This window comes from Phenylobacterium ferrooxidans, assembly GCF_042714595.1.
GTDB classification, from domain to species: Bacteria; Pseudomonadota; Alphaproteobacteria; order Caulobacterales; family Caulobacteraceae; genus Phenylobacterium; species Phenylobacterium ferrooxidans.
The window spans coordinates 1-8372 of the sequence record NZ_JAOTJD010000074.1 but is presented as its reverse complement, the minus strand read 5'-3'; the positions used below and the strand labels follow the sequence as shown (position 1 = coordinate 8372).

The window sequence follows — 8372 nt, the reverse complement described above, 5'->3', positions numbered from 1 at the left end:
CTTCCAACCCCACGAGTGCGCCAACTACCTGCACAACTCCGGATACGGTTCCGTCTAATCGAGTCCCGCTCTAGCGGACCTTCAGGGCCAGGATCACCAGCAGGGCCGAGAGGCCCAGGTGCACCAGCATGAACCGCACCAGCACCTGGGTGTTGGACCAGCCCAGCTCCTTGCGGCAGTGGTCGTGCAGGGGGAAGCGGATGCCCGCCAGGATCTTCAGGCCGAAGAACCGCAGCAAGGCGACCTTCACCAGGCCGGTGGCGCCGTTCAGCAGGATCACCGAGCCCACCAGCAGCAGGAACAGCGGATTGTTGGTGGCCACCACCAGCATGCCGATCAGCAGGCCAAGCGGCCGGGACCCGGCGTCGCCCATCAGCACCAGACTGGGGGCGGCGTTGTACCAGAGGTAGCCCGCGACGCAGCCCACCATCAGGAAGGCCATGATCGCCCAGCTCGCCCCTTCGGCGCTGACCGGGATGTTGAGGTGGCCGGCCACCACCTCGTTGCCGATCACCGCATAGAGCAGGCCGCCCAGCAGCAGGATGGCGGTGCCCGTCAGGCTGCCCGAGACGCCATCCACGCCGTCCGAACAGTTGGTGGCGTTGATGGACAGCCAGATGATGGCGGTGCCGAGGGGAATGGAGAGCCAGGGGCCAAGGGTCAGGACCCCTTTCCAGCCCGGCAGCCAGATGGTGGCGGGCATGAAGCCATAGATCACCATGGCGGCGCCCAGGGCGATCGCCAGGTCCATGACGGCCAGCTGGTATTCCGAGAAGCCGCCCCGCCGGTCATCGAAGTAGCCCACCAGCATGGCCGCCAGCATGAGCGGCAGGGTCAGCAGGCAGCGGGCTCCAAAGGGCACGAAGATCAGGCAGGCGACGCAGAAGATGCTGACGAAGATCAGGCCCGCGCTGATCGGCTTGCCGACGCTCATCTCGGCGTTGACCGCGAAGGCGCGGCCCCGGTCGGTGGGCAGGCGCGACCAGAGGCGGGGCAGCGCGACCCAGGTGGCGAGCGCGCTCACCGCGAAGCCGATGGCGGCCAGGAAAAAGAAGGACTCAAACAGGCGCAGCGGTCCCCAGGCCTGTCCGAGGTTCGCGTGGATCCAGCTCAGCATGCGTATGAAGTCCGAGGTGACCGGAGAGCCCGTTCTAGCGCGCGCCGGAATTCCCCGACAAAGGGGAATCGCCTGCTCGCCGCCGATTCATCCGCCGGTAGAGGGGCAGGGTTAAACCGTCGCCCGGGGCGCGGCCCCGCTTGCGGGATATAAAGATTTCTTTATAGGATTTCCGCGACCTTCCAGATCGCCGCCCCCGCACGCGGCGCTCGCGCATTTTCCGGAGCCTTCACTTGAGCCGTTCCTCCTACATCTTCACCTCGGAAAGTGTTTCCGAAGGCCATCCCGACAAGGTCGCCGACCGCATCTCCGACACCGTGGTCGACGCCTTCCTGGCCGCGGAGCCCGAGGCCCGCGTCGCCTGCGAGACCCTGGTGACCACCAACCGCATCGTGCTGGCCGGTGAAGTCCGCGCCGGCAAGCCGGGCGCCTCCAAGGCCGAGAACAAGCAGATGACCAAGGATATCCTTGGCACCCTGGAGCCCCTGGTGCGCGCCGCGGTCAAGGACATCGGCTACGAGCAGAAGGGCTTCCACTGGCAGAAGGCGAAGTTCGCCAACTACCTGCACGCCCAGTCGGCCGACATCGCCCAGGGCGTGGACTCGTCCAACAAGAAGGACGAAGGCGCCGGCGACCAGGGCATCATGTTCGGCTACGCCTGCGACGAGACGCCGGAACTGATGCCGGCCACCCTGCAGTATTCGCACAACATCCTCAGCAAGCTGGCCGCCGTGCGCCACTCGGGCGAGGCCAAGGGCCTGGAGCCCGACGCCAAGAGCCAGGTGACCCTGCTGTATCAGGACGGCCGCCCGGTCGAGGTGTTGCAGATCGTGGTCTCCACCCAGCACGCCAAGAAGATTGGCGAGAACACCGCCTCGTCGAAGCGCATCCTCGAGCTGATCAAGCCTTACGTCCTCGGCGTCTTCCCTGACGGCCTGGTGACCAAGAAGACCAAGTGGCACGTCAACCCGACCGGCAAGTTCCTGATCGGCGGGCCCGACGGCGACGCGGGCCTGACGGGCCGCAAGATCATCGTCGACACCTACGGCGGGGCGGCCCCGCATGGCGGCGGCGCCTTCTCCGGCAAGGACCCGACCAAGGTTGACCGTTCGGCGGCCTATCTCTGCCGCTACCTGGCCAAGAACGTGGTGGCCGCGGGCCTGGCCCGGAAGTGCACCATTCAGATCAGCTACGCCATCGGCGTCGCCAACCCGCTCTCCTTCTATGTCGATCTGCACGAGACCGGCGAAGTCGACGCGGCCAAGCTGGAAAAGATCCTTCCCGAACTGGTGGGCGGCGCCACGCCGCGCGCCATCCGCGAGCACCTTGGCCTCAACAAGCCGATCTACGCCCGCACCGCGGCCTACGGCCACTTCGGCCGCACGCCCGACAAGGACGGCGGCTTCTCCTGGGAGAAGACCGACCTCGTGGAAAAGCTGCGGGCCGCCCTCTGATCGAGGCGCTCCGGCGCTGGGCGTTCTCGCTGCGTCGAGACGCCCACGCCGTCTGGCTGGCGGCGCGTGACCCGCGCACGCCGGTCGCCGCCAAGCTGCTGGGTCTGGCCGTCGCGGCCTACGCCCTGTCGCCGATCGACCTCATCCCCGACTTCATCCCGCTCCTGGGGTATCTCGACGATCTGGTTCTGGTCCCGCTCGGCCTTTGGCTGGCGATCCGCTTGATCCCGGCCGAGGTGATGGACGATCACCGCGCCGCCGCCGAGGCCGCTGCGCGCCGACCGGTGAGCAAGATCGCGGCCGGCGCCGTGATCCTCATCTGGCTGGCCTTCGTCATCGCAGGCGGGATGCTGCTGGCTCGCCACGTGCGGCTGGGCTAGAGGGCGCGGCATGGATAGCCACCCACCCCTCCGGTCCTTCGGCCGCCTCAAGTCGCGGCCGATCAAGCCGCGCCAGGCCGCCCTGATGGACAGCTTGCTGCCGCAGGTCCGCGCGCCACTGGACAACTTCGACCCCAAGACCCTGCTGCCAGACGCGCGCGAGGTCTGGCTGGAGATCGGGTTCGGGGGCGGCGAGCACATGGCGGCCCAGGCCGCGCGATCCCCCGACACCCTGATCATCGGCGCCGAGCCGTTCCTCAACGGCGTCGCCAGCGCCCTGCGGCATGTGGAGGAGGCGGGCCTCCGGAACGTGCGCATCCATGACAACGATGTGCGCGATCTGATGGCGCGGATGCCCGACGCCTGCCTGGACCGTGTGTTTGTCCTGTTCCCCGATCCCTGGCCCAAGGCGCGCCACAACAAGCGCCGCCTGATCCAGGCCGAGACGATCGCCGAGCTGGCGCGGCTGCTGAAACCCGGCGGCCGACTGCGCTTCGCCACCGACTGGGCCGACTATGCCGACTGGACCCTGGAGCGGGTGCTGGCCGGCGGCCAGTTCGCCTGGCCGGCGGAACGCGCCGATGACTGGCGCGTCCCGCCGGCCGACCACATCACCACGCGCTATGAGGAAAAGCGCCTGGGCGACTGCGCGCCGGTGTTCCTGGACTTCGTGAGGGCCTGACTACTTCAGTTGCTTGAGCTTGGCGGCGGCCTTCTCAGCCTCCACCTTGGTGTTCAGCTCGATGCCCTGGCGGATCAGCTCGCCCGTCTCCTCCGGATCGGCCCAGCGGACGATCTCGACCGACTTGCCCTTTTCCAGGTCCTTGTAGTGCTGGAAGAAGTGGGCGATCTGCTCGGTGAGGATCGAGGGCAGGCCGCGCCAGCTGTCCAGCCCCGCATAGAAGGGGTGCAGCTTGTCCACCGGCACGGCGAGGATCTTTTCGTCGTTGCCGGCCTCGTCCACCATCATCAGGCAGCCGATCGGGCGGCAGCGGATGATCGCGCCGGGCACCACCGGGGTGGGCCCCACCACCAGGATGTCCATCGGGTCGCCGTCCCCCGAAAGGGTGTGGGGTACGAAGCCGTAATTGCCCGGATAGAACATGGCGGTGTGCAGGAAGCGGTCGACATAGATCGCGCCGCTTTCCTTATCGAGTTCATACTTCACCGGTTCCCCGCCTTGCGGAATCTCGATGATGGCGTTGACGTCGTACGGCGGATTGAAGCCCACCGAGATCTTGGAAATGTCCATGGGGAGATGGCCTTTTCACACACAGGGAAGTAGCCGCGGTCTTTGGACTATTCGGTGCGGCGGATAAAGGCCTGCTTGACGCGATCCCCGGCGTGGGCAGGCTCTGCGTCCATGCCGCGCATCTTCATCATCGGGCCCGGCGGAGTCGGCAAGACCACGGCGGGGGGCGAACTGGCCCGCCTGCTGGGCTGCCCCTTCCTGGACCTTGACCAGGAATTTATGGCCCGCATCGGCGATATCGGCGGTGTGATCCAGGACCAGGGCTATCTCCGCTACGTCGAGTTGAACGCCGCTCTGTTCGCGACTCTGGTGGAAGAGCTTTCTGAGACCGCGGTGGTCCCGCTCTCCTCCGGATTCCTGGCGCGTGAGACCCCGCCCGGCCTGCTGGCGGCCAACCAGGCCGGGGTGAGGGCGACCGGAACCGCGATCCGTCTACTTCCTTGTGAAGACCTGGAGGCCGCGACCCGCATCGTCGTCGCTCGCCAGCTTGGTCGGGGCATCGGTCTCGAGCCCGAGCGCGAGGCCGCCAAGTTCCCCCGCCGCTTCGCCGACTATCTTGACCAGGGCGACATCCGCATCTTCAGCACGGCCGGACCCGCCGAGATCGCCGCGGAGATGGCGCGCGCCCTGGGGCTGACAAGGTCCTGAGTGAGTGCTATAGAGGCGCTCACATCGTCCGTAAGCGCTGGATAGCGCCTATGAGCGGCAGGCTTCGGCCCGGCCGCTTTTTTGTTGCCGGAGAGCCGCCGAGCCTATGCGAGGCAAGACCGCAGAAGATAGATCGCTCCTGGAGCTGCTGGACCCGGTGGCGCAGGCCTCGGGATACGAGATCGTCCGCCTGCGCCTGATGGGCGGCGAGCACGCCCGGCGCCTGCAGATCATGGCCGAGACCCCCGACGGCGAGATGATCGTCGAGGACTGCGCCAAGCTGTCGCGCGCCATCTCCGAGGTGATGGACGCCGCCGATCCGATCAGCGGCGAATACACCCTGGAAGTCTCCTCCCCCGGGGTCGACCGTCCGCTGACCCGGATGAAGGACTTCGCCAACTATGAGGGCCATGAGGCCCGCCTCGAACTGGACCGCGTCGCCGACGGCCGCAAACGCTTCCGCGGTATGCTGGCCGGCGTCGAGAACGAGAATGTCGCCATCGATCTGGAAGGAGAGGCGGAGACCGCCTTGGTGCCCTTCGCCTGGATCGTCGAGGCCAAACTGATCCTGACCGACCAGCTGATGAAGCGCGGCGCCGATGAGCGCGCCGCACGGCTGGCCGACACCCCGCAACAGACGCCCGAGCAAGAGGACTAAGATCATGAGCCTGACCGGCATTTCAGCCAACCGGCTTGAACTCCTGCAGATCGCCGAGGCCGTGGCCCGCGAGAAGTCGATCGACAAGGAGATCGTCATCGAGGCGATCGAGGAAGCGATCCAGAAGGGCGCCCGCTCGCGCTATGGCGCCGAGCACGACATCCGGGTCCATATCGATCCCAAGACCGGCGAGACCATCATCAAGCGCGTGATCACCGTGATCCCCGATGACCTGGTCTATGAGGCCGAAGACAGCGAGGACGGCCCCAGCGAGCCGATGGGCTCGCGCCGCCTGAAGGAAGCCCTCAGCGTCGACAAGGACGCCTTCGTCGGCAAGACCTACGAAGAGATCCTGCCGCCCTTCGAGTTCGGCCGGGTCCAGACCCAGATGGCCCGCCAGGTGGTGACCGGCAAGGTCCGCGAAGCCGAGCGCGAGCGCCAGCACGAAGAGTTCAAGGACCGCGTGGGCGAGATCGTCAACGGCGTGGTCAAGCGGGTCGAGTACGGCAACACCGTGGTCGACCTGGGCCGCGGCGAAGGCATCATGCGCCGCGACCAGTCGATCCCGCGCGAGAACTTCAACATCGGCGACCGGATCCGCTGCTACATCTACGACGTCCGCCGCGAGACCAAGGGCCCGCAGATCCTGCTGTCCCGCGCCCACGGCGGCTTCATGGCCAAGCTGTTCGCCCAGGAAGTTCCTGAAGTGTACGACGGCGTCATCGAGATCCGCGCCGTGGCCCGCGATCCGGGCTCGCGCGCCAAGATGGCCGTGGTCTCCAACGACAGCTCCATCGACCCCGTCGGCGCCTGCGTCGGCATGCGCGGTTCGCGCGTGCAGGCGGTGGTGGCCGAGCTGCAGGGCGAGAAGATCGACATCATCCAGTGGAGCCCGGACGAGGCGACCTTCATCGTCAACGGTCTGGCCCCCGCCGAAGTCTCCAAGGTCGTCATGGACGAGGAGGACGAGCGCGTCGAAGTCGTCGTTCCCGACGAGCAGCTCAGCCTCGCCATCGGCCGTCGCGGTCAGAACGTCCGCCTCGCCAGCCAGCTGACCGGCTGGCAGATCGACATCATGACCGAGAGCCAGGAGAGCGAGCGCCGTCAGCGCGAGTTCACCGAGCGCACCGCCCTGTTCCAGGAAGCCCTGGACGTCGACGAGGTCATCGCCCAGCTGCTGGTCACCGAGGGCTTCGCCTCGGTTGAAGACGTCGCCTATGTCGAGAACGCCGAAGTCGCCGCCATCGAGGGCTTCGACGAGGACACCGCCGAGGAAATCCAGGCCCGCGCCCGCGACTTCCTGGAGAAGGAAGCCGCCGAACTGGACGCCAAGCGCCGCGAATTCGGCGTCGAGGACAGCCTGCTGGAGATTGAGGGCGTCACCCTGCCGGTCGCCGTGGCCCTGGGCGCCGGCGATGTGAAGACCGTCGAGGACCTGGCCGGCCTGATCCCCGACGATCTGCGCGGCTGGTTCGAGAGCAAGGACGGCGACCGGGTTCGCGAGCCGGGCATCCTGGAAGCCTTCAACCTGGACGCGGCCGACGCCGAGGCCCTGATCATGCGCGCTCGCGTGGTGATGGGCTGGGTCGAGGCCCCGCCCGAGCCGGAAGCCCAGGAAGTGGCCCAGGTCGAGCTCTCGGAAGAGGAGCAGGTGTTCGGTGTTCGTGGGGCTCAGGCCGCCGCGCCCGTCGAGGCCGAAGTCGAGCCCGAGGCCGAAGAAGCAGCGCCACCCGCCGACAACGAGGAGGCGTAAGCCTCAGCGTGACCGCCTCTACCGTCCCCACCACCCTGGCGCAGGTCGCGCGCGAGCGGCGCGACATCGTCACGGGCGAGGTGATGGCCGAGGAGCGCCTGATCCGCTTCGTGGCGGGTCCGGGCGGGGTCGTGGTCCCGGACCTGGCGCGCAAGCTGCCGGGCCGGGGAATGTGGGTCGCCGCCGATCGCGCTTCGGTGGAGACCGCGGCGCGCAAGGGGCTGTTTTCCCGCTCCGCCAAGGCCAAGCTGAGCGCCAGTCCCGACCTCGCCGACCAGGTGGACAGCCTGCTGCGGCGGCGGGTCCTGGACGGGCTGGGCCTTGCCAAGCGGGCGGGCGATCTTATCTCAGGCTATGAAAAGGTCGCCGCCGCGCTGAACGCCGGCCGCGCGGCCTGGGTGATCGAGGCCGCCGACGGCGCGCAGGACGGTCGCCGCAAGATCCTCAATGTGGCCCGCAAGTCACCGCGCGCGCCCAAGCTTCTCGGACTCTATTCCAATGAGGAATTGGGTTTGGCCTTGGGCGGAGAGAATGTGATACACACCGCCTTCCTTGCGGGGCGCGGCGCCGATCAGTGGACTTTCGATGTCCACCGTCTATCTGGCTTCCGCCCGCTCCTTCCCGAGAGTTGGCGCGAGGAGCCCTGAAGAGGCGGGCGGAACGAATTTCGTTCCGCGCGCCTAAAGCTATTGAACGTGGTCGGAACGCCCGGCCGGTATGTAAAGCGAGCGCATGAGCGACGACAACGACAACGGCCGGCCCCCCGCCCCTGGCGGACGCACACCTCTGACCCTGAAGCCGCGTGGCGTCGCAGGGTCGGTGAGCGCGGGTACGGTGAAGCAAAGCTTCAGCCACGGCCGGTCCAAGACCGTGGTCGTCGAGACCAAGCGCGCCCGCACCCACACGGCCCCGCCAGGCAATCTGGCCGCGCCGTCTCCGGCCGAGAAGCGGGTGTTCACCCCGCCGGCCCCTTCGGCGCCACGTCCGGCCGGCGGCCCCACCGCCGACGGCAATCTCTCGGCTGAGGAACAACGCGCCCGTCAGCGCGCCATCGAACTCGCCCGCGAACACCAGGCCCGCCAGGCCGCTGAGCAGGCGGCCCGCGAGGCC

At 67.7% G+C, this 8372-nt stretch carries 9 protein-coding genes and 1 pseudogene; 8 read left to right on the top strand and 2 right to left on the bottom strand.

Annotated features, from left to right (window positions below; genetic code table 11):
* Positions 1-70: 70 nt before the first annotated feature.
* Positions 71-1117: an MraY family glycosyltransferase gene (locus OCL97_RS22255; RefSeq protein ID WP_304780337.1), complete on the bottom strand. Its 1047-nt coding sequence runs from the start codon at positions 1115-1117 to the stop codon at positions 71-73.
* Between the two features lie 233 nt (positions 1118-1350).
* Between OCL97_RS22255 and metK the strand changes: the two genes are divergently transcribed.
* The 3 genes and pseudogenes from metK to trmB all read left to right on the top strand — a co-directional run bounded on the left by metK (position 1351) and on the right by trmB (position 3633).
* Positions 1351-2571 (top strand): methionine adenosyltransferase, encoded by a 1221-nt coding sequence (metK, locus tag OCL97_RS22250; RefSeq protein ID WP_377371881.1) that lies wholly within the window; start codon positions 1351-1353, stop codon positions 2569-2571.
* Between the two features lie 11 nt (positions 2572-2582).
* A pseudogene (locus OCL97_RS22245) lies at positions 2583-2951 on the top strand (YkvA family protein); the annotation flags it as partial.
* A 10-nt stretch (positions 2952-2961) separates the two neighbouring features.
* Positions 2962-3633 carry a tRNA (guanosine(46)-N7)-methyltransferase TrmB gene (gene trmB / locus OCL97_RS22240; RefSeq protein ID WP_377371880.1) on the top strand — a complete coding sequence of 224 codons (672 nt, stop codon included), beginning with the start codon at positions 2962-2964 and terminating at the stop codon, positions 3631-3633.
* Here trmB and ppa read toward each other — a convergent pair whose 3' ends face one another.
* Positions 3634-4203 carry an inorganic diphosphatase gene (gene ppa, locus OCL97_RS22235; protein WP_293497199.1) on the bottom strand — a complete coding sequence of 190 codons (570 nt, stop codon included), beginning with the start codon at positions 4201-4203 and terminating at the stop codon, positions 3634-3636. It abuts the gene before it with no gap.
* 111 nt (positions 4204-4314) lie between these two features.
* Between ppa and OCL97_RS22230 the strand changes: the two genes are divergently transcribed.
* The 5 genes from OCL97_RS22230 to OCL97_RS22210 form a co-directional block, all read left to right on the top strand.
* Complete coding sequence (locus OCL97_RS22230) at positions 4315-4851, top strand: shikimate kinase (RefSeq protein WP_377371879.1); 537 nt, start codon at positions 4315-4317, stop codon at positions 4849-4851.
* Between the two features lie 106 nt (positions 4852-4957).
* Positions 4958-5509 (top strand): ribosome maturation factor RimP, encoded by a 552-nt coding sequence (rimP, locus tag OCL97_RS22225; protein WP_377371878.1) that lies wholly within the window; start codon positions 4958-4960, stop codon positions 5507-5509.
* 4 nt (positions 5510-5513) lie between these two features.
* Positions 5514-7262: a transcription termination factor NusA gene (gene nusA, locus OCL97_RS22220; protein ID WP_377371876.1), complete on the top strand. Its 1749-nt coding sequence runs from the start codon at positions 5514-5516 to the stop codon at positions 7260-7262.
* Between the two features lie 8 nt (positions 7263-7270).
* The gene (locus OCL97_RS22215) at positions 7271-7909 is read left to right on the top strand and encodes an RNA-binding protein (protein ID WP_304780310.1); all 639 of its coding nucleotides are present in this window, start codon (positions 7271-7273) and stop codon (positions 7907-7909) included.
* Positions 7910-7994: 85 nt separating this feature from the next.
* On the top strand, positions 7995-8372 hold a 378-nt coding region (locus OCL97_RS22210), incomplete at its 3' end, for an IF-2-associated domain-containing protein (protein WP_377371875.1).